The 22,346-nt window shown below is 63.0% G+C and carries 24 protein-coding genes; 17 read left to right on the top strand and 7 right to left on the bottom strand.

The features are described from left to right. Positions 1 to 51 precede the first annotated feature (51 nt). Complete coding sequence (locus H4V98_RS03030; protein WP_280757266.1) at positions 52 to 1,419, top strand: leucine-rich repeat-containing protein kinase family protein; 1,368 nt, start codon at positions 52 to 54, stop codon at positions 1,417 to 1,419. 156 nt (positions 1,420 to 1,575) lie between these two features. Here the strand turns inward: H4V98_RS03030 and H4V98_RS03025 are convergent, their stop codons facing one another. Continuing rightward, the gene (locus tag H4V98_RS03025; protein WP_196862485.1) at positions 1,576 to 1,911 is read right to left on the bottom strand and encodes a collagen-like protein; all 336 of its coding nucleotides are present in this window, start codon (positions 1,909 to 1,911) and stop codon (positions 1,576 to 1,578) included. A 330-nt stretch (positions 1,912 to 2,241) separates the two neighbouring features. Between H4V98_RS03025 and H4V98_RS03020 the strand changes: the two genes are divergently transcribed. From H4V98_RS03020 to H4V98_RS03000, 5 genes are all read left to right on the top strand, one after another. Then, positions 2,242 to 2,691 carry a DUF2382 domain-containing protein gene (locus tag H4V98_RS03020; RefSeq protein ID WP_196862486.1) on the top strand — a complete coding sequence of 150 codons (450 nt, stop codon included), beginning with the start codon at positions 2,242 to 2,244 and terminating at the stop codon, positions 2,689 to 2,691. A 54-nt stretch (positions 2,692 to 2,745) separates the two neighbouring features. Beyond that, a complete protein-coding gene (locus H4V98_RS03015; RefSeq protein WP_196862487.1) occupies positions 2,746 to 3,951 on the top strand; it encodes a YsnF/AvaK domain-containing protein in 1,206 nt (401 codons plus the stop codon). Between the two features lie 125 nt (positions 3,952 to 4,076). Then, the gene (locus H4V98_RS03010) at positions 4,077 to 5,186 is read left to right on the top strand and encodes a pirin family protein (protein ID WP_196862488.1); all 1,110 of its coding nucleotides are present in this window, start codon (positions 4,077 to 4,079) and stop codon (positions 5,184 to 5,186) included. Positions 5,187 to 5,342: 156 nt separating this feature from the next. Continuing rightward, a complete protein-coding gene (locus tag H4V98_RS03005; RefSeq protein WP_196862489.1) occupies positions 5,343 to 5,765 on the top strand; it encodes a response regulator in 423 nt (140 codons plus the stop codon). Positions 5,766 to 5,971: 206 nt separating this feature from the next. Beyond that, a complete protein-coding gene (locus H4V98_RS03000; RefSeq protein WP_196862490.1) occupies positions 5,972 to 6,898 on the top strand; it encodes a ketopantoate reductase family protein in 927 nt (308 codons plus the stop codon). Between the two features lie 240 nt (positions 6,899 to 7,138). Here H4V98_RS03000 and H4V98_RS02995 read toward each other — a convergent pair whose 3' ends face one another. Further along, entirely contained in the window at positions 7,139 to 7,426 is a 288-nt protein-coding gene (locus H4V98_RS02995; protein ID WP_280757265.1) for a hypothetical protein, read from the bottom strand. A gap of 279 nt (positions 7,427 to 7,705) precedes the next feature. On the opposite strand from H4V98_RS02995, the gene H4V98_RS02990 reads away from it, so the two are divergent. Both H4V98_RS02990 and aroE read left to right on the top strand, forming a co-directional pair. Next, entirely contained in the window at positions 7,706 to 7,960 is a 255-nt protein-coding gene (locus tag H4V98_RS02990) for a hypothetical protein (RefSeq protein ID WP_280757264.1), read from the top strand. 141 nt (positions 7,961 to 8,101) lie between these two features. Then, complete coding sequence (gene aroE / locus H4V98_RS02985; RefSeq protein WP_196862492.1) at positions 8,102 to 8,929, top strand: shikimate dehydrogenase; 828 nt, start codon at positions 8,102 to 8,104, stop codon at positions 8,927 to 8,929. Between the two features lie 152 nt (positions 8,930 to 9,081). Here the strand turns inward: aroE and H4V98_RS02980 are convergent, their stop codons facing one another. Beyond that, on the bottom strand, positions 9,082 to 9,858 hold the full coding sequence (locus H4V98_RS02980; RefSeq protein WP_196862493.1) for a TerC family protein: 777 nt from the start codon (positions 9,856 to 9,858) through the stop codon (positions 9,082 to 9,084). Between the two features lie 327 nt (positions 9,859 to 10,185). Between H4V98_RS02980 and H4V98_RS02975 the strand changes: the two genes are divergently transcribed. The 4 genes from H4V98_RS02975 (at position 10,186) to H4V98_RS02960 (ending at position 12,840) form a co-directional block, all read left to right on the top strand. Then, entirely contained in the window at positions 10,186 to 10,491 is a 306-nt protein-coding gene (locus H4V98_RS02975) for a hypothetical protein (protein WP_196862494.1), read from the top strand. Positions 10,492 to 10,766: 275 nt separating this feature from the next. Then, complete coding sequence (locus H4V98_RS02970; protein WP_196862495.1) at positions 10,767 to 11,336, top strand: DUF3455 domain-containing protein; 570 nt, start codon at positions 10,767 to 10,769, stop codon at positions 11,334 to 11,336. A 123-nt stretch (positions 11,337 to 11,459) separates the two neighbouring features. Further along, the gene (locus H4V98_RS02965; RefSeq protein ID WP_280757263.1) at positions 11,460 to 12,035 is read left to right on the top strand and encodes a sigma-70 family RNA polymerase sigma factor; all 576 of its coding nucleotides are present in this window, start codon (positions 11,460 to 11,462) and stop codon (positions 12,033 to 12,035) included. Between the two features lie 55 nt (positions 12,036 to 12,090). Beyond that, positions 12,091 to 12,840: an anti-sigma factor gene (locus H4V98_RS02960; RefSeq protein ID WP_196862497.1), complete on the top strand. Its 750-nt coding sequence runs from the start codon at positions 12,091 to 12,093 to the stop codon at positions 12,838 to 12,840. A 143-nt stretch (positions 12,841 to 12,983) separates the two neighbouring features. On the opposite strand, the gene H4V98_RS02955 is transcribed toward H4V98_RS02960, so the two are convergent. Together H4V98_RS02955 and H4V98_RS02950 are read right to left on the bottom strand one after the other, a co-directional pair. Next, complete coding sequence (locus tag H4V98_RS02955; RefSeq protein WP_196862498.1) at positions 12,984 to 13,889, bottom strand: IS630 family transposase; 906 nt, start codon at positions 13,887 to 13,889, stop codon at positions 12,984 to 12,986. A 75-nt stretch (positions 13,890 to 13,964) separates the two neighbouring features. Continuing rightward, complete coding sequence (locus H4V98_RS02950) at positions 13,965 to 16,190, bottom strand: heavy metal translocating P-type ATPase (protein WP_196862499.1); 2,226 nt, start codon at positions 16,188 to 16,190, stop codon at positions 13,965 to 13,967. 55 nt (positions 16,191 to 16,245) lie between these two features. Here H4V98_RS02950 and H4V98_RS02945 point away from each other — a divergent pair, with 55 nt between their 5' ends. The 4 genes from H4V98_RS02945 (at position 16,246) to H4V98_RS02930 (ending at position 19,406) form a co-directional block, all read left to right on the top strand. Next, complete coding sequence (locus H4V98_RS02945) at positions 16,246 to 16,704, top strand: MerR family transcriptional regulator (RefSeq protein WP_196862674.1); 459 nt, start codon at positions 16,246 to 16,248, stop codon at positions 16,702 to 16,704. A 310-nt stretch (positions 16,705 to 17,014) separates the two neighbouring features. Next, on the top strand, positions 17,015 to 17,977 hold the full coding sequence (locus H4V98_RS02940) for an ABC transporter ATP-binding protein (RefSeq protein ID WP_196862500.1): 963 nt from the start codon (positions 17,015 to 17,017) through the stop codon (positions 17,975 to 17,977). Next, positions 17,974 to 18,735 (top strand): ABC transporter permease, encoded by a 762-nt coding sequence (locus H4V98_RS02935; protein ID WP_196862501.1) that lies wholly within the window; start codon positions 17,974 to 17,976, stop codon positions 18,733 to 18,735. Before H4V98_RS02940 ends, H4V98_RS02935 begins: the two co-directional genes overlap by 4 nt. Positions 18,736 to 19,004: 269 nt before the next feature. After that, a complete protein-coding gene (locus H4V98_RS02930) occupies positions 19,005 to 19,406 on the top strand; it encodes a hypothetical protein (protein ID WP_196862502.1) in 402 nt (133 codons plus the stop codon). Between the two features lie 27 nt (positions 19,407 to 19,433). Here the strand turns inward: H4V98_RS02930 and dkgB are convergent, their stop codons facing one another. Beyond that, complete coding sequence (gene dkgB / locus H4V98_RS02925) at positions 19,434 to 20,246, bottom strand: 2,5-didehydrogluconate reductase DkgB (protein WP_196862503.1); 813 nt, start codon at positions 20,244 to 20,246, stop codon at positions 19,434 to 19,436. A 229-nt stretch (positions 20,247 to 20,475) separates the two neighbouring features. On the opposite strand from dkgB, the gene H4V98_RS02920 reads away from it, so the two are divergent. After that, positions 20,476 to 21,546 (top strand): DUF3616 domain-containing protein, encoded by a 1,071-nt coding sequence (locus tag H4V98_RS02920; RefSeq protein WP_196862504.1) that lies wholly within the window; start codon positions 20,476 to 20,478, stop codon positions 21,544 to 21,546. A 473-nt stretch (positions 21,547 to 22,019) separates the two neighbouring features. Here the strand turns inward: H4V98_RS02920 and H4V98_RS02915 are convergent, their stop codons facing one another. Next, the gene (locus tag H4V98_RS02915; RefSeq protein WP_196862505.1) at positions 22,020 to 22,256 is read right to left on the bottom strand and encodes a hypothetical protein; all 237 of its coding nucleotides are present in this window, start codon (positions 22,254 to 22,256) and stop codon (positions 22,020 to 22,022) included. Positions 22,257 to 22,346: the final 90 nt, after the last annotated feature.

The raw sequence follows: 22,346 nt of genomic DNA, 5'->3' as shown, positions 1-22,346 counted from the left end.
GCACGGCTCCAGCCCGATGGCCTGCGCCCGGCTTCGTGTCCAATACCCAGGATGAACCCACCGCACGGCACCGAGACCCTTCCCGACCTGGACATGCTGGGCCAGCTGCGCGCCGGCGCACTGGCCGGCAGCCGCCGCCTGAGCCTGTGCTGCGGGCTGGAGACCTTTCCACCCGAGATCTTCACGCTGGCCGACACGCTGGAAATCCTTGACCTCTCGGGCAATGCGCTGAGCGCCCTGCCCGACGACCTGGCGCGGCTGCACCGGCTGCGCATCATTTTTTGCTCGAACAACCGCTTCACCGAACTGCCTGCGGTGCTGGGCCAGTGCGTGCAACTGGAGATGATCGGCTTTCGGGCCAACCAGATTCGCCACGTCCCGGCCGCCGCACTGCCGCCGCGCCTGCGCGCCCTGGTGCTGACCGACAACCAGCTGACCGAATTGCCGGCCGCCCTGGGCCGCTGCACGCAATTGCAAAAACTGATGCTGGCCGGCAACCAGCTGCACAGCCTGCCGCCTGAAATGGCCGCCTGCACCCGGCTGGAGCTGCTGCGCATCCCGGCCAACCGCTTCACCGCCCTGCCTGGCTGGCTGCTGGCGTTGCCGCGCCTGGCCTGGCTGGCGTTTGCCGGCAACCCGCTGGCCGACGCAGGCGAAACCGCCGCGCAGGCCGGTGCGCCACTGGCCCGCATTGACTGGGCCAGCCTGCAGCCCGGCGCGCTGCTGGGCGAAGGCGCATCGGGCGTGATCCGCCTGGCGCTGTGGCAGCGCGGCGACACGGCATTGCCGGTGGCGGTGAAGTTGTTCAAGGGTGCGCTGACCAGCGACGGCCTGCCCCGGCATGAAATGGCGGCGTGCATTGGCGCCGGCGCGCATCCCGGCCTGATTGCCGTGCATGGCCGCGTCACCGGCCATCCGGCAGGCAGCGACGGGCTGGTCATGGCGCTGGTGGCGCCACAATTTTGCAATCTGGCTGCGCCGCCCAGCCTGGACTCGTGCACCCGCGACGTGTATGACGCCAGGGCGCGTTTCACGCCGGATGCCATGCTGCGGCTGATGCTCTGCATGGCGTCGGCCGCTGGCCAGTTGCATGCGCGCGGCATCCTGCATGGCGACCTGTATGGGCACAATGTTTTGTGTACGGACGACGGCCAGGCGCTGCTCGGCGACTTTGGCGCAGCCTCGTTTTTTCCGCCGGATGACCTGCCGCTGGCGCTGGCCCTGCAGCGCATCGAGGCACGGGCGTTTGCCTGCCTGCTGGAAGAACTGCTGACGTGCTGCCCGGCGCCAGCCGGATCGCACGCGCTACGGCAATCGCTGGCTGGCCTGCAAGCCGACTGCGCGCAGCCTGACACACACCAGCGCCCGCTGTTTGCCGACATCGTCCAGCGGCTGGTGCAGTGCCGTCAGACTGGCTGAAATAGCCTGACAGATGCAAATGCTCCTGAATCAATAGCTACCAGCGCTTGCAGAGCATGCGCAAAATGCATATTTCGTAAACTTTAAAATTTGCAAGTGACCATAAAAAAACGCAGATGGAAATCCATCTGCGTTTGAAGTGGAAAAATTAAAAAATTACTTCTGCGGGACGACGATGACCGTGTCGCCACCGGTTTTTCCGGTGTCGCCCTTGGTGCCGTCGGCACCGGTTGCACCCATTGCGCCCGTGGAACCTGTCGAGCCCATGGCGCCGTCATTGCCGGTCGCGCCCTTGGCACCTGTCGCACCGGTGGCGCCGGGAACGGCAACCGTTGAGCCGGTCGAACCCGTGGCACCGGTCGCGCCTGTCGCACCGGCCGGGCCTGGAACCACGACCACCGGTGCGGCGGCAGGCGGGGCGACCGTGGTTTTTTCGCAGGCGGTCAGGCCCAGCATCGCAACCAGAGCGGCAAGCAGTAAAGAATGTTTCATGGGAAGACCTCTGAAGTGAAGAATAAGCCGCACATCGAATCCAGCGTGTGCGTTCACAGTTTTATCTTGCCGCAACATTTAACAGTCGCTGACAAGCTGTAACGGTAATTTATCGAACTAGTTCTTTGCGCGGTGTAGGACGGTTTCACAAGCTGCTGTCGCCTTTGAGCCGCTGGTGTCTTGTTGCACCTTCGATCCGCGCCGGCTTGTTTTACCAGGCGCTGACTGAACACCTCTGTAGGTATCGGCTGACGGCATTTACCACGAAGTCCTTTCAACCGGTGTGCGGCAAAACTGCAGGATGGAGGTTCATCCGGTCCACTACACAACATGAACCCTGTCACGCCCGAAACCTCTCACATCAACAGCGTTGCGGATGCTGCAAAGGCGAACCAGCGCATCGTCATTCCGGTGCTGGCCGAGCACGCCCAGGTTCACCTGCAACGCGAACACACCGGCACCGTGCGCGTGCGCAAGGTGGTGCACCAGGTCACCGAACCCATGGCTGCCACAGGCTACCGCGAAATTGTCGAGACAACACGTGTACCCGTCGATCAGGTGGTTGAAGCGGTCGAGCCGCCCAGGACACTGGGCGACTTGCTGGTCATTCCGGTGTATGCGGAGCGGCTGGTCAGTCAGCTGGTGCTGGTCGAGGAGATTCATGTGCGCCGCCGGCGCGAAGCCTTCGAGCACACCGTGGGAACGTCCCTGCGGCGCGAAGAAGTGGTGGTGGAGCGCCTGGACCTGGTCACTGGGGAGTGGGTTGCACAGGCGCGTTGAGAACCGGGTTTTATCTGTAACCGATCAATCATGATCATTTTTAGGAGACAAGCCATGCAGACAGTAGTAGGTGTTTTTGACACGCCCGGTGAGGCCCAGGACGCAAGCGAGGTGCTTCTGGACAGCGGTTTTGATGCCAGCGAGGTTCGCCTGCAATCCAATCCGGCAGCGCAGGCAAGCGATACGGTCACCACCACCGACCGCACGATCACCGGCACAGGCACAGGCACAGGCACGGACCCGCGCCACGAGGATGAAGGCTTCATGGCAGGCATTGGCCGCTTTTTCAGTGACCTGTTCAGCAGCGACGACACGGAACATGCCGGCCACTATTCGGAAGCCGTTCGCCGGGGCAGCACCGTGGTGACCGTGACGGTGACCGAACCGGGCCGGGTTGAGGAGGTCCGCTCCATTCTGGCGGCCGCCGGTGCCGTGGACATCGACAAGCGCAGCGAAAGCTGGCGCGAAGAAGGCTACGAGGGTTTCGATCCGTCGTCCCAGCCTTACCACCCTGACCAGATTGCTGCCGAGCGCAGCCGCTACCAGAACAACAACCTGAGCGCGTCAAAGGACGTCATGACGCCTGACGGCAGCCGCCAGGTTGACCAGGGCACGGTGTTGCCCGTGGTGCGCGAGGAACTGGAAGTGGGCAAGCGTGAAGTCGACCTCGGAACAGTCCGTGTCTTCTCGCGCACCGAGACCCGGCCGGTCGAGGAACAGGTGCAACTGCGCGAAGAGCATGCCGACATCGAGCGCCGCACCGTGGACCGCCCTGCCTCTGAAGCCGACCTGAAGGCTTTCGAGGGCGGCTCGATCGAAATCCATGAAACCGCCGAAAGGCCTGTGGTCAGCAAGACCGCCCGTGTGGTGGAAGAAGTGGTCGTTGGCACCGAAGCCAGCACCCGGACCGAAACGGTGACCGAGCAACTGCGCAACACCGTGGTCGATGTGGACAAGGGCAATGCCGACACCATCAACATGGGCATGAGCGCCGATACGGGCATGGCTGAGCCAGATTACCGCAGCCATTACCAGGCGAACATGGCGTCCATGGGCGGCAGCTACGATGACTATGCGCCGGCTTACCAGTACGGATACTCCTTGCGCTCCAACCCACGTTACGCCGAGCGTTCATGGGACGAGGTCGAAGCCGATGCCCGTGACGACTGGACCCGTCGCAACCCTGCGGGTAACAGCACCTGGGAAAAGACCAAGCAGGCGGTCCGGCACGGCTGGGAAAGCATGACCGGCCAGCGCTGAATTCCGTTTGCGGCAGTGGGCCTGAAGCCCGGCAGGAAGGTGCCCACTGCACCAGCCCGCCGGGCTTTTTGCTTGAATCAGAGCGCATTGGCCTTACCTGTATTTTTTGAGAAGAAAGCGCTCCTATGTCCTCCTTGCCCGTTGACGCTCCAACCCCGTCAGGCTCGCCCGTTCTGCGTGTCGAGCCGCTGGGATTCCCGTGGCCAACGGTGGATCCTTTCCTGTTTTGCGTCTACCACGACGACGCCTACCCGGCCGCCAATGCGCGAAACGGCCCGGCGGCGCCGCTTGACGGACGCGACATCGGCCAGGACTTCAGCCGCAAGGACGGCTGGAGCATGTACCACGGCAGCACGGTGCCGGGCTTTCCGGCGCATCCGCACCGGGGTTTCGAGACCGTGACCATCGTGCGCAAGGGGCTGATCGACCATGCCGATTCACTGGGTGCGACCGCGCGCTTCGGCCGTGGCGACGTGCAGTGGCTTACCGCCGGCCAGGGCGTGGTGCATTCGGAAATGTTTCCATTGCTCGACCAGGGCGGCCCCAACCCGCTGGAGCTGTTCCAGATCTGGCTGAACCTGCCGGCGGCCCGCAAGATGGCCGCGCCGCACTTCACCATGTTCTGGGCGCAGGACATTCCGAAGTTCACCGCCACTGACAGGGAAGGACGCACGACCGACGTGGCGGTCATCACCGGCAGGCTGAACGACCCCAACGCCGACGTGGCCGCGCCCTTGCCGCCGCCGCCCGATTCCTGGGCTGCGCAGCCAGATGCAGATGTGGCGATCTGGACATTGCGCATGGCCCCCGGCGCGCGCTGGACGCTGCCTGCCGCCGTGGGCAAAACCACCCGGCGCCAGTTGTACTTCTTCAAGGGCGAATCCGTCAGCGTGGCCGGTCAGCCGGTGCGCCAGTCCAGCGCCATTGGCTTGCGCGCCGATGCGCCTGTCGAACTGGTCAACGGCCCGCAAGCCTCTGAATTCCTGCTGCTGCAGGGACGGCCGATTGGCGAGCCAGTGGCGCAGCAGGGTCCGTTCGTGATGAACACCGAAACCGAAATCCGGCAGGCGTTTGCCGACTACCAGCGGACACGGTTTGGCGGCTGGCCGTGGCCTGATGCAGCGCCGGTGCATGGACGCGAATCCAGCCGCTTCGCGCTGCATCCTGACGGCGCCGAGGAGCGGCCTGAACCTGGCGCGACTGCACTGGAGCCGGCACGGTCCTTGCCCGGCTGAAGGACGTCAAGCCCTGCCGGCAGGTGCTTGACGCGCCTTGTCCTACTTTCGCTAAAGCCATCGGATGGCGGCAACGTTTTCGCTGGTGTGTTTCCATGAAAAGGGGAGATATCCTGATGGGCAGTAGCAGCTGTCAGTCAAACACACAGGTGCTCTATGCAGCCATTAATTACTTATCTGGTTGAAGACAACCCCACCATTCGCACCAACCTGATCGAAACCCTTGGCGAAATAGCGCAGCTGAAAGTTACCGCGCATGCGGCCACCCAGAACGAAGCCAGCCAGTGGCTTGGTCGCCATTCGGACTGGCATCTGGCCATCGTCGACCTCTTTCTGAAGCAGGGAAGTGGCTTGGGGGTGTTGGCCGCATGCCGCCAGCGCGCGCCTTTCCAGAAGGTCGTGATCCTGACCAATTACGCCACGCCCGAAATACGGATGCAGTCGGTGGCGCTGGGAGCCGATGCGGTTTTCGACAAATCAACCGAACTCGAAGCCTTGCTGGATTACTGCATCGAGCAGACCCGCAAGCTGGCCATGCATCGGCCTGACGCGCCGGACCAGGGCAGCGTGCCCAACTAGCTTTTGGCGTGAAACAGGCTTCAGGCGCTTATCCCGGCTTCGTTGGCAGCTATTAATTCAGTAGCAATAGCTTACATGCATCCTGATTTTCACGAGCCTTGTCATCAAAGACAAAGAAAAACTGAATGACTCACATGGCTGCCATTGCATGGACGCCATGACCAGGCTGCGCCAGAATCCCTTCACTTATTGGCAAGGAGCAAGCTGTGAAAATTGGAATTCTGGGCGCGGGGGCATTGGGTTGTGCCATGGGCGGCGTGCTGACCGAAGCGGGCCATGAGGTCTGGCTGATCAACCGCCATGCGGACCAGGTCGAGGCCATGACGCGTCGCGGGCTGATCCTGCGCACCGGCGGCGTGGACCGCACCGTAGCCGTGCGCGCAGCCACCACGGCCCAGCCGGTGGGCACGGTGGAGCTGGTGATCGTGCTGGTCAAGTCCTTCCATACCGCCGAGGCGATGCAGGCGGCCATGTCGCTGCTGGCGCCCGGCACCACGGTGCTGTCGCTGCAAAACGGCCTGGGGCATGAAGACGTGCTGGCCGGCATCGTCGGCCGGCAGCGGCTGCTGGCCGGCAAGACCTATGTCGGCGGCACACAACTCGCGCCCGGCCATGTGATTGCCGGCACGGTGAACAAACTGACGCTGATAGGCGAGCCGGACGGCGGCGTGTCGGAACGGGTGTTGCGCATTGCCGCGCTGTTCAACGCGGCCGGGCTGGACACCACTGTCAGCGACCACATCATGGACAGCATCTGGGACAAGCTGCTGGTGAATGTGGCAACAGGCGCGTTGAGCGCCATCAGCCGCCTGCCCTATGGCTTGCTGTACCAGTCGCCCGAGCTGCAGGCCTGCGGCGTGGCGGCCGTGGCCGAGGCGATGGCCGTCGCCCGGGCCAGCGGCATCACGCTGGGCATTGCCGAGCCGGTCGATGCCTGGCACATGGCCGGCGCCGGCCTGCCCTTCGAGTTCAAGCCGTCGATGCTGCAAAGCCTGGAAAAAGGCTCGGTCACCGAGATCGATTTCATCAACGGCGCGGTGGTGCGCCAGGGCGAAAAGGTCGGCGTGCCGACGCCGGTCAACCGGACGCTGGTGGCCTGCATCAAGGGCATTGAGCGCGGGCTGGCGGGCTGATCCCGGCGCAGGGCGACATGCAGGGTCCAGGCACCTATGACTTGCTATTGATTCGATAGCTTATCGTGCATTCGCAGCTTGCGCAGAAAGCATTTTTTGGAAAAAAAATCGTAACTGCTAACGCTGCTGTTTTGATCGCTGCGTTTTCTGTTTTTTTGGCTTTGGGCAGTTTCTTTTGTGGTTTGAGGGGTGAGCGCCTTCCCGGCGGAGGGTAACTTTCTTTTCTGGCAAAAAAGAAAGTCACCAAAGAAAGTTGCCTGGGAGCGGGTTAGAGCTGAACGCTCTGACGGGCCATCGCTTCGCTGGGCCCTGGGTTCTCTGATCGGCAGCCAGTCGCCCATGCCGGTGGCTGGCTGGTTCTACCGCTTGTTCGCCAACAGCTTCACGCTCTGCTTTATCTGCTTTATCTGCTTTATCTGCTTTGTCTGCTTTGTCTGCTTTATCGCCTTGGCTTGCTTGGCTTGCGCTACGCGCGTCGCTTTCGGCTATTTCATATTTGCTGTCGGCTGCGCTATTTTTTTCTTTCACAGCTGTCGGGTGTCGAACCACCATTGCACTTTTCACTGTCCGCTATCAGCCCCCGGCCTGCCCTGACTAAAAAAAGACAGGACAAGCATCTGCCAGAAATGCTTGAAGCACAAAGGAGCCGATCAAGCAGAGCGTGAAGCTGTTAGCGAACGAGCGGTAGAACCAGCAAACCTCCGACATTGCTAACCACCCTGAGATCCAGGTGCCAAGGGCCGAGCGAAGCAATGGCCCGTCAGAGCGTTCAGCTCTGATCCGCTCCCTCCCCCAAGGCAACTTTCTTTGGTGACTTTCTTTTTTGCCAGAAAAGAAAGTTACCCCCCGCCGGGAAGGCGCTCTACACCAAAAAACTCCAGAGAAGCCCGCAAAAAGGAACCCAGCCCCGCACATCGCGCATCGCGCATCGCGCATCGCGCATCGCGCATCGCGCATCGCATCGCATCGCATCGCATCGCAAAGCAAAGCAAAGCAAAGCAAAGCAAAGCAAGGACAACACCAAATAACGGTAAAGCCGTTGACCTGCAGCAAGGCAAGTAGTTACGCAGATTCAAGAAAAAGCAGGCCTGCCGCCGCTGTTCCGCTTGCCCGGCTGCAACACCTCCCCGAGCGTGTAGCATTTGGTGCCAGCCACATCGACGCCACGGAGCGGGACGGTGTGCTTTATCCGGAGCCCCAGGCATGACAGACCGCTACGCCGTGATCGGCAACCCCATTCACCAGAGCAAATCACCACTGATCCACGGCCTGTTTGCGCTGACCACCGGCCAGGACATGCAGTACACCGCCATCGAAGGCGCGCTGGGCGGGTTCGCCGGTGCGGTCGATGCATTCCGTGCTGCCGGCGGACGGGGCCTGAACATCACGACGCCGTTCAAGCTCGACGCCTTTGCCTACGCCACCGAGCGCTCGGAGCGGGCCGAGCTGGCGGGCGCGGCCAATGCCCTGAAGTTTGACGGCGACCGGGTGCTGGCCGAGAACTTCGACGGCATCGGTCTGGTGCGCGACGTGGTGCACAACCTGAACACCCCGCTCAGGGGCAAGCGCGTGCTGATGCTCGGCGCGGGCGGTGCCGCCCGGGGCGCATTGCTGCCTTTTTTGGCGCAGCAGCCTGCCCAGCTGGTGATTGCCAACCGCAGCCTGGGCAAGGCGCAGGAACTGGTGCGGATCGCCATGGCGTCAAGCGCTGGCCCGGTGCGCGGTTGTACGTACCAAGACCTGGAGAGGCAGGCCTTTGACCTGGTGTTCAATGCCACCTCGGCCAGCCTGCTCGCCGAAATGCCGCCGGTGCCCGCCAGCGTCTTCGCGCCCGGTTGCCTGGCTTATGAACTGGCCTACGGCAAGGGACTGACGCCCTTCCTGCGCCTGGCGCAAAACGCCGGTGTGCAGCAACTGGCCGATGGCGTCGGCATGCTCGCCGAGCAGGCAGCCGAAGCCTTTGAATGGTGGCGTGGCGTGCGGCCGGACACCCGCGCAGTGATTGAAAGACTGACCGTTGCGCTGGTCTGAAAAAACGTCATGCGGGGAAGGGCGGCCTGGACGTTTTGAAAGCGTCAAACCGTAGACTGCCTGCCGGTAAAGGCAGCACTACCTGCACAAAAAGCCCTCATGCTTGCGTACGATGCAAGTTTGCCGAGGCTGCGCCCTCAGACGTGACCCCGTTACGAACCAACGACGCTGCCAGCTGCAGGCGTTGCGGCCTGTGCCTTGGCCAGACGCTTGGTGCGCGACCGGATGTTGAGCGCCTCGACGCTCAGGGAAAACAGCATGGCCACATAAACGTAAGCCTTCGGCACATGCACGTCGAAGGCTTCGGCGACCAGCAGCGTTCCCACCATGGTCAGAAAAGCCAGTGCCAGCACCTTGATGGACGGGTGCCGGTCGACAAATTCGCCGATCGGCTTGGCCGCAAACATCATCACGGCCACGGACGCGACGACGGCGGCCACCATCACGCTGATGTTGTCGACCATGCCGACAGCAGTGATCACCGAGTCCAGCGAAAACACAATGTCCACGATGCCGATCTGCACGATCGTTCCCCAGAACAAGGTGGCGCCGGCCTTGACCTTGTCAACCCCAGCGCTGACCGCGTCGGACTCACGCGCTTCGACTTCCTGGAAAATCTCGTGCGACGCCTTGTACAGCAGGAACAACCCGCCGCCGAGCAGGATCAGGTCGCGGCCGCTGATTTCCTGGCCCAGCACGGTAAAAAGCGTCGTGGTCAGCGTCATCACCCAGGCCAGGCTGAACAGCAGCCCAATGCGCGAGACCATGGCAAAGCCCAGCCCCAGGCGGCGCGCCACATCCCGCTTTTCAGGGGGCAGGCGGCCCACCAGAATGCTGATGAAGATGATGTTGTCGATGCCCAGAACAATCTCCAGGGCCGCGAGCATAAAAAAAGCGATCCAGATGTTCGGGTCGGAAAGTAGTTCCATGGAATTTTCAAAAAGGGGGTAAAGCGCGAGAGTCTAATGAGATCGTCCTGAGCGGGTCACCCGCACCATCCATGAATCCATAAGGTGCACATGGCTTATGCATGGGGCACCGTGACTGCGGCGCCACAGTGTCTGATGCGTTGTCATGCTGTCTGTATCGGGCTGGCCTTTCATCGCCAAGCCGCGCGGTGGGGAATGCAAGGCGAAACAGCGCAGTCATCATTTTTAACGCGGGTTGGCATCCGCTGGCTTGCAAGCCTTGTAAAGTCAAATGATGTCTGACGCGTAAGTTTCGAGTAAGTTAAACGATCCATGCTGCAGTGCAACATGAACGTTTCTTCCTTATCCCTTCAAAATGGACTCGAAGACATCCTGGGCGACCTGCGGTTCGCGCGCAGGAAAGGCGACCTGGGGCGGCTTGCCTTGCTGGCCTACTGCGAGGTTCGGCGCTGGGCACGCCAGGCCGAGGCGCAGGAACTGGCCCAACATTCGTCGGCGCTGGTCAACAATTTTCCGCATGCCAGCCGCGACGATTTCCTGGCCGGAATGGACGAGCTGATCGCTGAACTGGAGCATGTTCGATGCATCGTTGCGAGTACGCCAAACAACAGGTTTCCCGAGGAAGTCCGGTAACTTGCATTTCTCGCAGGCGCCCATCCGCGCTGACCTGCAAGCGAATTTCTATATCAAACAAGCCTTTTGCGCAATATTTTCCTGCGTGAGCAGCTACTGAATTGATAGTAGTTTGACGCTGCCCTCTTTCGGTCATCCTGCCTTCCAAACATCTTCTTCAAAAAAATACTTCAGCACCACTGCATCCAAAACAGTGGCTGGCGTGTAGTACCTGTAGCAGCGCAGAAAAGCTGCTGAAAACTGTGTTAACTGCTCAACATTTTTGGAGAATCACCATGTCAACCCAACGCTTTGCCTTGTCTCTTGCCGCTGTTTCCGCCATTGTGCTGCTGGGCGCCTGCGGTTCCATGGCCCCGATGAAGCCGATGGCGTCGTCCATGTTCATGCAGGACAGCCTGCCGGACGCGGTCAAGGTGCCGGCCGGCCACAAGGTGGCGATGGAAACTGTGGGCGTGGGCGAGATTACTTACGAGTGCCGCGACAAGGCCAACGCCCCCGGCATGACCGAGTGGGTATTTGTCGGCCCGAATGCGGCGCTCAATGACCGCAACGGCAAGCAGGTTGGCAAGTACTACGGCCCGCCTGCCACCTGGGAGTCGATGGACGGCTCGAAGTTGACCGCCACGCAACTGGCGGTTGCGCCTGCCGGGGCTGGCAATATTCCTTACCAGTTGGTCAAGGCGAATCCAGCGATGGGCTCAGGTGCGATGACCGGCGTGACGCACATCCAGCGCGTCGCCATCAAAGGGGGCGTGGCACCCGCCAGCGCATGCAGCCCCGCCAGCAAGGGTGCCCGGGAAATCGTGCAGTACCAGGCTGACTACATTTTCTGGAAAGCGGCCTGAATGCTGCTGCAGGGCGCCGTTTTGTGCGTCGGCTAACATCGAACGAAAATTTGTCGCGGCGGGCGTCTTAAGAGGCAGCTGCAGCCGTTTCATTCCTTGTCAACGCCGACCGCGAGCCCGCCTGTGACAATTGCGCCCGACACCCCCGCTTCCTTTGATTACGAGCAGTGCTTGCGCAACTGCGCCCGGGGCGACCGCCAGGCATTGCAGGACATCTACCGGCACGAAAGTCGCTATTTGCTCGGCGTGGCGCTGCGCATCGTGCGCCAGCGCCAACAGGCGGAAGACGTGCTGCATGATGCCTTCGTGGCCATCTGGACCAAGGCTGCCAGCTTCGACGCCACGCTCGGTTCGGGCCGTGGCTGGATCTACAGCGTGACGCGCAATCTGGCCCTCAACAGCGTGCGTAACGGCGCGCGCGAAGTGTCGGTCGACGAGGAAACCGCCGAAGCGCTCGATGCGCAAACTTCAATGCAGGCGCATCATCAATTGGCCGATGCGTTTGAAATGCACGTCAGCCTGGGCCGGCTGAACGATTGTCTGTCGCGGTTGGAGCCGGCGCGCCGAAACTGCATTTTGTTTGCCTATGTCGATGGCTGCTCGCATGGCGAAATTGCCGAACGCACCCAGACGCCGCTCGGCACCGTCAAGGCCTGGATCAAGCGCGGCATGGGCAGCCTGCGGGAGTGCATGGCATGAACTGTTCGTCTATTCCAACGCAAATTCCTGAGTGCTTGGTGCGCAGGGGCTTTGTATGAATCCGCTTGATCGTGATGAACTGGCTGGCGAGTATGTGCTGGGCACCTTGTCGGCCGCGCGTCGCCGGGACGTCGAGCAACGCCTGCCCGGCGACGCAGACCTGCGCCAAGCCGTGCAGCGCTGGCACGAACAGTTGTTGCCACTGGCGGCATTGGCTGATCCGGTAGAGCCTTCTGCTCGGCTGTGGGGCCGGATTGAAGCCAGCCTTGAGGCCATTGACGCCAATGCCGTACCGTTGCCACCGCTCGCCGCCGCTAACCCGCCCGGCCGCTCCCGGCGTTTGCAGGAAGCCGGCTGGTGGCACAGCGTGAAACTTTGGCGCGGCCTGGCTGGCAGCGGTTTCGCCGTGGCTGCGGTATTGGCCTTCGTGCTGGTCACGCGTCTGGACGCGTTGCCGCCTGCCGCGCCGCAGTACCTGGTCGTGCTGGTGGCGCCGCAGGACAAGGCGCCGGGCTGGGTGGTTCAGGCCAGCAGCCCGAAATCGCTGAGCCTGATTCCGCTGGGACAGAGCGACGTACCGGCTGAAAAATCACTGCAGTTCTGGACCAAGGCCGACAACTGGAAAGGCCCTGTGTCGCTGGGTCTGGTCAAGCCCGGAGAAACCGTGCGCATACCGCTGGACAAGCTGCCGCCGTTGCAGCCTAACCAGCTGTTTGAACTGACGCTGGAGCCCGTTAATGGCTCGCCGACCAACCGTCCCACCGGTCCGATCCAGTTCATCGGCCGGGCCGTCAAGGTGACGTGAGCGCGGGCCTTGCGGGATTTTTAAGAGAAAAGGGTCTCTTGCGCTGACCTGATATGTGCAGGCAGCTATTGATCCAATAGCAAAAACTGCGTTTCATGGTCTGCGGCGATCGCCCGCCCGGCGGCCCGCCCGCTAGAGCGGTTTCACTCTGACCGGCAAAAGCCGCAGTGGCGAACGTAGCACTCGCACTCAGCACTGTCAAAGCGGTCCAGCAACTGGCCAATGACGCTCCAGAGGGCATCTACCGTTCGAGCCTGGGTCTTTCGCAGCATCGCCTTGAGTTTGGCAAAGACCTGCTCAATCGGATTGAAGTCCGGGCTGTAGGGCGGGAGGTACCTCACCGTCGCACCCGCGCGCTCGATGGCCGCCTGGATGCCAGCGACTTGATGGGCGCTGTGGTTGTCCATCACCACGATATCGCTGGGGCGCAGCTCGGGCACCAAAACTGCTCCACCCAGGCGCGAAAGGCAGGCCCATTGATGGGGCCGTCGAGTACGAGGGGCGCGCGCAGACCCCGGGTACTGAGCGCGCAGACAAACGTGGTGGTGCGTCAGTGGCCCGCCGGGGCAAAGCCCCGGCAGCGCTGGCGTCGGGGCCATGCGCGTGGTCGCCCACGTCTCGTCAAGGAAGATCAGCCGAGCGGCAGGCAGGTCCGGTTGTCGGGCGCTCCAGTCCTGGCGGGCTTGCGCGACGTCGGGCCGCGTTTGCTCGGACGCGTGCAAGGTGATTTTTTTTAGCGTCAGCCCGAACCGGCCCAGGGTCTTGAACATCGTCGTGATGCCCACCTGAATGCCGTGCTCGGTCTGCACCCACTGACACAACTCGCGTAGCGTGTGCGCTGACGCTTTGGCGACCTGCTCGCGCAACGGCCGGTAATTGCACTGCGCGCCCGGATGGCTCTGGCCGGGCTTTTCGCGACATGCCCGCGCCCGGCACACATAAGCTTGGCTCACGCCGAAGCGCTCGGCGACCTCGCGCAGCACGCCTGGCGTGGCCAGCACCCGGTCGCGTAAATCCTGTGCGTAGGCTTGTCCATTTCGCCAAGACATGATGAATGACCTTCAAATCAGCCTCAGACCGACCTGGTCGTTCTCAGTTCCCTTTCTGGTTAAAACGAAACCGCACTAGCGGCGCAGCAACCGCAGGCCGTTGGCCACCACCAGCAAACTCGCCCCCATGTCGGCGAACACCGCCATCCACATGGTCGCGCTGCCAAACACGGCCAGCACGAAAAACACCGCCTTGATGCCGAGCGCCAGCGTGATGTTCTGCCACAGCACGGCATGCGTGCGCCGCGACAGGCGAATGGTCTCGGCAATGCGCCGCAGGCTGTCGTTCATGATGACCACGTCGGCCGCCTCGATGGCGATGTCGGTACCCGCGCCGCCCATGGCAAAGCCGATGTCGGCCTGCGCCAGCGCCGGGGCGTCGTTGATGCCGTCGCCCGTCATGCCGGTCGGGCCGTACTGGGTTTGCAGCTGGCGGATGGCGGTGAGCTTGTCCTCGGGCAAGAGGTTGCCGCGCACGTCGTCGATGCCGGCCTGCGCGGCAATGGCCCGGGCAGTGGCGGCGTTGTCGCCGGTCAGCATCACCGTCACCACGCCCAGCGCCTTCAATTCGGCCACCGCTTCGCGCGAGCCGTCCCGGATGGTGTCGGCCACCGCAAAAAAGCCCAGCACGCCTTGCGCCCCGGCCAGCAGCGTGACCGTGCGGCCCTGCGCTTCATGCACCGCCAGCGCCGCTTGCAGCGCGGGCGCGCATTGCCCGCGTTCTTCCATCATCCGGTGGTTGCCCAGCACATAAAGGTGGCCATCAACGCTTCCCTGCACGCCGCGCCCCGCCACCGCGCCAAACGCTTCGACCGGCGCACCATATTCACTGCGGCTGTCGGCCAGCCCCTGGAAAATCGCCCTGGACACCGGATGGTCGGAGCGGTCGGCCAGGCGGGCGGCGATAGCGCCGACTTCCGCCCGGTCGGCGTCGCCCCAGGCCTGCCAGTCGACCAGCGACGGCGTGCCCTGGGTGAGGGTGCCGGTCTTGTCGAGCGCCACGGCTTTGAGGCGGCGCGCCTCTTCCAGGTAGGTGCCGCCCTTGATCAAAATGCCGCGCCGCGCCGCCGTTGCCAGGCCGCTGACCACCGTCACCGGCGTGGACACCACCAGCGCGCACGGGCAGGCAATGACCAGCAGCACCAGCGCCTTGTACAGCGCCTCCAGCCAGGTCCAGTCGAGCAGCAGCGGCGTGAGCAGCGCCACCGCCAGCGCCATCACGAACACGGTCGGCGTATAGACGGCGGCGAAGCGGTCGATCAGCGTTTGCGTGGGCGCGCGCTTGCCCTGCGCCTGCTCGACGGCATGGATGATGCGCGCCAGCGTGCTGTCCTGCGCCGCGGCGGTCACTGTCAGCTCCAGTTCGCCGGTTGCGTTGATGGTGCCGCCGAACACGCTGTCGCCCACGGCCTTGTCGACCGGCAGGCTCTCCCCAGTGACCGGCGCCTGGTTCACCGCGCTGGCACCGGCCGTGACGGTGCCGTCCAGCGGAATGCGGCCGCCCGGCCGGACGCGCACCGTGGCGCCCAGCGGCACGTCATTCAATGCCACGGTCTGCCAGCCGCCGCCGGGCTGGCGCATGTCGGCGTCTTCGGGGGCCAGCGCCATCAGGCCCTTGATGGCGTTGCGGGCGCGGTCCACCGCCATGGCCTCGATCAGCTCGGCGATGGAATACAGCGCCATCACCATCGCCGCCTCGGGCCACTGGCCGATCAGGAAGGCGCCGGTCACGGCCACCGTCATCAGCGCATTGATGTTGAGCCGGCGCTTGAACAGGGCGGTGAGCCCTTTTTGGTAAACCTCCAGCCCCGCCAGGTAAATGGCGGCCAGCGCCACGGCCATGCCGGCCAGCGTCCACGGCAGGCCTTCGGGCGCCAGAAAGCTGATGGCCTCGGCCACGCCCGCCAGCACCAGCGCGCCGACCAGCCGGGGCAGGCCCGAAGGCACGCTGCCATGGTCGTGTTCGTGGTCATGCCCGGCGTGGTCGTCGTGACCGCCATGCGCGCCGCCAGCGGCTGCGGCGGTGGCAAACGGCTGCAGCTTGTAACCCGCCTGGCCAATCGCCGCGACAGCCGCCTGCAAGGCGTCGTCCGGCGCATCAATGGCCAGCGTTCGCGCCACCAGCTGAAAATTCAGCGAGCGGATGCCCTTGATGGGCTCCAGCACGCGGCGGATGTCGTTTTCTTCCACCGGGCAGTCCATCGACGGAATGCGAAAGCGTTTGACGCCTGCGGGCACGGGCCCTGTGGCGGCCGAGGGAATATCGTTGTTTTTTTCGGTGTGATCGCAGCAATCGTTCATGGTTTTCTTTCCTGTGCGACCATTACAAACCATGAAGCCACTTGAAGGTCAAGCCATGCCTGTTGAAAAACCCCTGCACCTGATCGGGAAAGCCGCCGCGCTGAGCGGCGTCAGCACCGCCAACATCCGTTTTTATGAAAAGGAAGGCCTGCTGGCGCCCGGCACGCGCGCGGCCAACAGCTACCGGGGCTATTCAAGCGGCGACATTCACCAGCTCAGGTTCATCCGGCTGTGCCGGGCCATGGACATGTCACTGGGAGAAGTCCGGACGCTGCTGAACCTGGACCTGGCAGAAAAAGCCGACTGCGTCGCCGCCAATGCCACGCTCGAATCGCACATCACGCATGTCGGCGAGCGGCTGGCCGAACTGCAGGCGCTGCAGCAAGACCTGCAGGACCTGCGCGCCCGCTGCGACGGCACCGGGCCGCAATGCCGCATCATGCAGGCGCTGCATGAGCGCGCCGAACACCTGCCGCGCGAAGAGGCCAGGGCGCGCGTGCATCGGCATGTCTGATGCAGCGCCGCACCATCGCCGTGCGGCAGGGGAAACCGCAGATGTTTAACACGGAAGTCACGGGTTCGCCGACGATGGCCAAACGCCCTGCCCCCGCCATGTGATCACGGTTGGGGAAAAGTGCAAAAACAGGCGACCGCTAAACTCGCACACCCTGTCGCCGCACGCAGTCCCGGTAAGCCCTGATGACTGCCATGCGCCCGGCGGTACATTGGCAAGTGCCGCGCCGCGTTCTGCAGATGCTCCATTTTCAATAGCTGCCAGCGCCCGTGGTTATTGCGCTACCGGCCTTTTTTTATAAGAATTCCCTGTGCAAACGATTATTTCCATTCAAAAGCTGAGCAAGGTGTATGCCTCGGGGTATCAAGCCCTCAAGTCGGTCGATCTTGACATCCGGCGCGGCGAGATTTTTGCGCTGCTGGGCCCCAACGGCGCCGGCAAGACGACGCTGATCAACATCGTCTGCGGCATCGTCAACCTGAGTTCGGGCAGCGTGACCGCCGACGGACACGACATTGTTCGCGACTACCGCGCCGCGCGCGCCAAGATCGGGCTGGTGCCGCAGGAGCTCTCGACCGACTCGTTTGAAACCGTCTGGTCCACCGTCAGTTTCAGCCGGGGGCTGTTTGGCAAGCCGGCAAACCCGGCGCACATTGAAAAGGTGTTGCGCGACCTGTCGCTGTGGGACAAGAAGGACAGCAAGATCATGACGCTGTCGGGCGGCATGAAGCGCCGGGTGCTGATTGCCAAGGCGCTGTCGCACGAGCCGCAAATCTTGTTTCTCGACGAACCCACCGCCGGCGTCGATGTCGAGCTGCGCCAGGGCATGTGGCAGATGGTGCGCAACCTGCGCGAAAGCGGCGTCACCATCATCCTGACCACGCACTACATCGAGGAAGCCGAGGAAATGGCCGACCGCATCGGCGTCATCAACAAGGGCGAGCTGATCGTGGTGGAAGACAAGGCGGTGCTGATGCGCAAACTCGGCAAGAAGCAGTTGACGCTGCAACTGCGCGCGCCGCTGCAAACCCTGCCCGAGGCACTGGCCGGTCTGCCGCTGGAGCTGACCGAGGGCGGCCAGACGCTGGTCTACACCTTCGACACCCAGCAAGAGGAAACCGGCATCGGCGAGCTGCTCAAGCAGCTGGCCGCACTCGGCATCGACTTCAAGGACCTGCATTCGAGCGAAAGTTCGCTGGAAGACATTTTTGTCAGCCTGGTGCATGCGGACAAACCGCCAACCATCGACAACAGCAACAAGGAGATGGCATGAACTGGCACGGCATCCGGGCGATCTACCGGTTTGAAATGGCGCGCACCCTGCGCACGCTGGCGCAGTCGATCATCGCGCCGGTGGTCTCGACATCGCTGTATTTCGTCGTGTTCGGCGCGGCCATTGGCTCGCGCATGGGCGACATCGACGGCATCAGCTACGGCGCCTTCATCATTCCCGGCCTGATCATGCTGTCGCTGCTGAACGAAAGCATCTCCAACTCGGCCTTCGGCATCTACATGCCGAAGTGGTCGGGCACGATTTACGAATTGCTGTCAGCGCCGGTGTCGGCGATGGAGGTGGTGATGGGCTATGTCGGCGCGGCGGCGAGCAAGTCGGTGCTGCTGGGCCTGTTGATCTTGGCGACGGCGCGCCTGTTTGTGCCCTACAGCATTGCGCACCCGTTCTGGATGCTGTGCTTTTTGCTGCTGACCGCCGTGACCTTCAGCCTGTTCGGTTTCATCATCGGGCTGTGGGCCGACAACTTCCAGAAGCTGCAGATCGTGCCGCTGATGGTGGTCACGCCACTGACCTTTCTGGGCGGCGCGTTTTACTCGATCAACATGCTGCCGCCGCTGTGGCAAAAAGTCGCCCTGTTCAACCCGGTGGTCTACCTGATCAGCGGCTTTCGGTGGAGCTTTTACGGCGTGGCCGATGTCAACGTGGGCATCAGCGTGGCCGCCATCCTGAGCTTTCTGGCGCTGTGCCTGGGCACGATCTGGTGGATTTTCCGCACCGGCTGGAAACTCAAGGCCTGAGCGACTCCGGTTGCCATGCTTGCGGTAGCGGCTTGCACTTATCCATCAAGGGCCAAACGCCTGTTTGACTTGAAAAAAAGGGCAGCAGGGCGTTCAGCGCGGGCTGGCTGACGCACGAGCGGTCGCCAGCACCTGAAAATCTGGCCTCCATTCGCTGCCGCAGTCTGCACAAGCGTCCGATGCGCGCGGCGGGTGCAAGTAAACTGGTTGCGCCCCTGCGGGCCGGCACGGATGACCATCACCCGTGCCGAAATTCAAAAAAGGCGCGTATGGCGGTTGGCTGGCTGGCGGTGTTGCAACTGGTTCCCTGGACGGACGTGATCAAGAACGCGCCCAAGGTGGCTGACGGGGCCAAAAAACTCTGGCAGACCGTCGGCAATAAAACGCCGCCTTCGGCCGAAACCACGGGTACCGGCGTGCCGCCTTCACCGGAAGGCCAGGCCATTGCCGCCCTCCAGGCGCGTGTGCTGACGCTGGAAAACGCCACCCAGGACCTGCACGAACAGATGCTCGCCTCGTCGGAACTCATCAAGTCGCTGGCCGAACAAAACACCCAGCTCATCCGGCGCGCCGAGGTCAACCGGCTGCGGCTGCTGGCGCTGGCCAGCGTGACCGCCGTGGTGGCCGTCGCCGCGGTCATCGGCCTGACGCTGTCGCTGGCCGGGCCCTGAACAGGGCGCCACCCAGCGTTCTCTGCGTCAGTCCCAGACGGGCGCCAGGGCTTTGGGATCTACCTCGCGGCCGCCCCGGTCCAGCGCAGCGATCTGCGCCATTTCGTCCTCTGTGAGTTCAAGCTGTTGCGCCTGCAGGTTGCTTTGCAGGTTGGCGCGTTGTGTCGACGAGGGAATCACCGCGAACCCCAGCTGCATGGCCCAGGCCAGCGCGACCTGCGCAACGCTTGCGCCGTGCGGCTTCGCAATTTTCTCCAGTACCGGGTCCTGCAGCACCTTGCCATAGGCGAGCGTCATGTACGACGTGATGTGAATGCCCTGGCTGCGCGCAAAGTCCACGACCTTGCGGTTATGCAGATAAGGGCTCAACTCGATCTGGTTGGTGGCGATGTTGTCGGCACCCACTGCGTTGATGGCCCGTTGCAGGTAATCGATATTGAAGTTGGACACGCCAATCAGCCGGCTCAGCCCCTGTGCCTTGGCCTGCATCAGCGCACCCAGGGTTTCTTCCAGCGGCACTGGCTGGCCAGGAGCCGGCCAGTGGATCAATGTCAGGTCAACCTGGTCCATGCGCAGCCTGGCCAGACTCTCCTTGAGGCTGGAAATCACCCGTTTTTCCGCAAAGTTGTCGGTCCAGACCTTGGTCGTGATGAACAGGTCGCTGCGCGGCACACCGCTGGCGGCAATCGCCTGGCCGACCTCGGCTTCATTGCGGTAGATCTGCGCGGTGTCGATGGCGCGGTAACCCAGTTCAAGCGCGGTGCTGACGGAGTCGATCACGACCTGGTCTTTCAGGCGAAACGTGCCCAGGCCAAAGGCAGGAATGGTTGAAGGCGTCACGGTGGTTTCCTTTTTTTTGAATATGGACAGGCCCGCCACCTTACTGGCAGGTGAAAACAAGGGAAGGCCAAAGGGACTTTGCGGCTTGCCAAAAAAGTCACGCTATCGCAGGCATTGAGGCACCAATGCGCCACGTACAGGGAACGCAGTCGCGGCACTGCGCTACAGTGCCGCGATGAACATGACACGACCAAGGGCCCGATGGTTTCAGTTGCTGCTATTGATAAGCATGAGCCTTGGCCTCGGCGCCAGCGTGCTTGCGCAGCCAGCGCCGCCCAGCGTTCGGCCCGACAGCGGACCGTGGGACAGCGGCGCCGGTTTTCACTTTGACCTGAAAAAGAAGCCGCTGCAAAAAACCCGCCAGTCCGTCAGCGGCATTGCCTGCAACCTGAACGCCGCGCAGCAACGCATCTGCCTGCTGGCGTTTGACGAAGGCGCCGAAGCGCGTTACGCCACCATCGACCCGCCAGCCTTGCGCATCGACCTTGAGCCCGTGTTGCTGCGCGATACCACCGAGGAGCTGGACGCCGAAGCCGCCGCCACCGACGGCCGTTATTTTTACGTCGCCGGCTCGCACTCCGCCAAGCGCGGCGACTGCGCCAGCAACCCCGGCAGCCGCCACGTGATCCGCTTCAGGCTGGACCCGGCCACGGGCCGCGCCTTGCGCTCCCCAACCGGGGCGCTGGTGGAGCATGCCGACAGCGGCAGGCTGTGGCCGCTGATGCAGGCACAGCCCGAACTGGCGCCGTATGTGGGCGAGCGCAAATGCCTGGGCGACGAGCCGCCTGACAAAGCACCCACACTGGCCGGCCAGCAAGGCGTGAACATCGAAGGCATGGCGGTACAGGGCGGGCAGCTGTATTTCGGTTTTCGCGGCCCGGTACTGGACGGCGTGGCCCGCGTGCTGGCCGTGAACGCCGAGGCACTGTTCAGCCCTCAGCCAGCCAGCGACGCCAAGCCCACGGTCACCCGCCTGGCGCTGGGCCCCCACCGGGGCATCCGCGACATGGTGGCCGTCAAGACCGGCATGTTGCTGCTCGCCGGGCCCGACGACAGCCGCGCGAACCAAGGCGCAGGCTGGACAGTCGCATGGTGGGACGGCAAGGCGGCGGCCGGCGTGGTGCAACCCAGGATGCTGGCGGCGCTCGACTTGAGCGGCGTCAAGCTGCGCCAATGCGACAAGGAACTCAAGCCCGAGGCCATCACCGTGCTGGAAGAAACACCCACGGCCTACAAACTTCTGGTGCTGTCAGACGGCCTGTGCGACGGCGGACCGCTGGCCTTCACGGTTCCGCGCTGACGGATAAATACTCCTGAAAGCATAGCTGCTTGCGCATACTGGTATTGCGCAAACAGCCTATTTGGTTAAAAATCCGTAACTGCCCAGATCACTTTTCAGGTTACCGCGCCATGGCGGGTGCCACCGTGGTCTTCGGCGCCTCTGGCATGCTCGCTTTCCGCGTCATCCCGGCGCCATGTGTCATCGCGGCTTTGTCTGCCGCCCAGGCCGACTGTGTCATTCCAGCCTACTCTGCCATCTCCGGCTTCCTGTGCCATCTCCGCCTCGTGTGTTGTCACCCCCCCCTGTGTTGTCCCGATTCCTCTGTGATCCCCTCTTCCCCTGTGATCCCCTCTTCCCCTGTCATCCCCTCCTCCTCTGTCATCCCGGGCTCGACCCGGGATCCATGCCTTTCCCCCCAGCGGGTTCATGGATTGCCGGTCAAGCCCGCAACGACACAATAGAAATCGAAAAACGTCCAGCGAGCCAGTCAGTTAGCCCAAGCCTGTCAACGCGGCGCTGACCACAGCTTCATCCAGCGCCGCAAAGCGCGTGTTGTGCCGGTCGGTCAGCGGGCCTCCCCCCGGAATCACCGCGCCGCTGGCGTCGTAACCGATGGCCTTGAACTTCCACACAGCGCCGATCAGCTTGAGGTTTCCCACGCATTCGCCCTGGCTGGACAGCACACGCACCACCTGGTCGTTCAACGGATGCAGGGTCAGTTTGTTCATTATTGTTTCCTTAACGGAAGGATCATAGGGAGGCGGGTAAATCGAAGGCGAGGCGCTGCGCATCAGCGCCTAAAAGCTTGACGCGACGAT

Source organism: Polaromonas sp. CG_23.6 (assembly GCF_029892315.1).
GTDB lineage: Bacteria > Pseudomonadota > Gammaproteobacteria > Burkholderiales > Burkholderiaceae_C > Polaromonas.
The sequence above is the reverse complement of the archived record's forward strand: the minus strand, read 5'-3'. Positions and strand labels throughout refer to the sequence as shown.